Raw genomic sequence first — 1,741 nt, 5'->3', positions numbered from 1 at the left:
TAACAAGCTGAAAATTCAGCGGCTAAATTTTTCAATTCTTCGACTGATAATCCAATGATTGCTTTACATAAACGATTATCTCGTAACAGCCGCTCTTTGTTGATCATTTCAAACCTTTATTCTCTAAGTTAAACCTCTTTTTATTCTCAATAGCGTGACAAAAAATGCAAGTCTCTATTCAGCAACTAGTTTAATGAAACGATTGACTCGCAACAATTACTGCTAATGGTCAACGAAACACGAAAAGAACATGGCGAACCACCAATTAGAAACAACAAATTTATTGAAAAAATTAAGGATGAGCTTGAAGGAGAGTACTACACAAAAAGTGTAGTGCAAAAAATGAACAACACGGAATCAGAAATTATTGAAATGACGCTTAAGCAAGCGCTCCGCGTTGCCGCGCGTGAATCTAAAGCGGTTCGCCGTTCACTGATTGATAAACTGGAGCAGCAAAGTAAACCACAAAGCGCCAATGAAATTATCGCAGCAATGGCATTAGCTAACGTTGCACAGGAGCGACGGTTAAAGAATATAGAGCATCAGGTAGAACAAGTCTCGGAAGAAATCGAGCACATCAAACAAGGCACAATACCCGAGGGTTTCCAAGGCTATAGCTATCTTAAAACAAAATATGGCTTAAGCGATACGAAATGTCGCCAGTTAGTGATGGCGTGGAATGTGCCTTATAAAAAAGTGCCCCATGTTGCACCAGGCGGACAGATTACCCAAATGTCGGTAGTTGAGGAAGATGCATTTAAATACGCGCTGGATAAGATGATGCTTGAATCTGAGAAACGTGGTAGTCAGTGGTATCACCCTAAAATGGGGCGTTTTTCCGTTACGGCCTGATAAGGATGGTTATGCCCCGTTTACTATTTTGTGATTTAGAAACCTACAGCGATATCCCGATTAATTGTGGCACGCATCGCTATGCTGAAAATGCAGAAATATTACTTTTTGCTTATGCTTACAATCACACCCCTGTCAAGGTCTGGGATGTGACACAAGATAAAACGATGCCCACAGATTTAAAAGCCTATCTTGATGACCCAGAGATTTTAACCGTTTGGCATAATGGGGGGATGTTTGATACGGTGATTTTAAGCAAAGTGTTAAATATCGACTTACCGTTATCCCGCGTTCACGATACCCTGACACAAGCTCTGGCACATAGCCTACCCGGTGCGCTTGGTTCGCTTTGCGATATCTTCAACGTCAATAGCGATAAAGCCAAAGATAAAGAAGGTAAAGCCCTTATCTCTTTATTTTGCAAACCGCGCCCTAAGAATAGCAAAATACAACGCGCCACGGCGTTAACACATTATGAAGAATGGCAACGTTTTAAGCAATACGCTGGCTCTGATATTTTAGCCATGCGCGAGATTTATCAACATTTACCGCGCTGGAATATGAATTTTAATGAAACAACGTTATGGCAGTTAGACCAAAAAATTAATCGCCGTGGGATGTGTATGGACGTTGAACTGGCGAAAAGCGCTTTAAACGCAGTTGAAAGCGAGCAGAAACGGTTATCAACCGTCACTCAGCAATTAACAGATAACGCCGTACAGGCTGCGACCCAACGCGATGCTGTCAATGCCAATTGAATTCTGATCCACTTTGCTAAAGTAAAACTGATCCACCCCCTTTAATTTACTCGCTCAGTTCCGCTTTCAATTTTTTATGTAGCTGACCGCTTTTTAGCTTGTCTTTTAACCGATAACTTTGTCCACTAATC

Annotated in this window: 1 protein-coding gene and 1 pseudogene; both read left to right on the top strand. The window is 41.4% G+C overall.

The features are described 5' to 3' along the window. Positions 1 to 201 precede the first annotated feature (201 nt). A pseudogene (locus tag CBG25_RS21450) lies at positions 202 to 450 on the top strand (hypothetical protein); the annotation flags it as partial. Positions 451 to 863: 413 nt separating this feature from the next. Further along, positions 864 to 1,610 carry a hypothetical protein gene (locus CBG25_RS13155; protein WP_290607165.1) on the top strand — a complete coding sequence of 249 codons (747 nt, stop codon included), beginning with the start codon at positions 864 to 866 and terminating at the stop codon, positions 1,608 to 1,610. The last annotated feature ends 131 nt before the right edge of the window (positions 1,611 to 1,741 follow it).

It is taken from the genome of Arsenophonus sp. ENCA (assembly GCF_002287155.1).
Classification (GTDB): domain Bacteria; phylum Pseudomonadota; class Gammaproteobacteria; order Enterobacterales; family Enterobacteriaceae; genus Arsenophonus; species Arsenophonus nilaparvatae.
The sequence above is the reverse complement of the archived record's forward strand: the minus strand, read 5'-3'. Positions and strand labels throughout refer to the sequence as shown.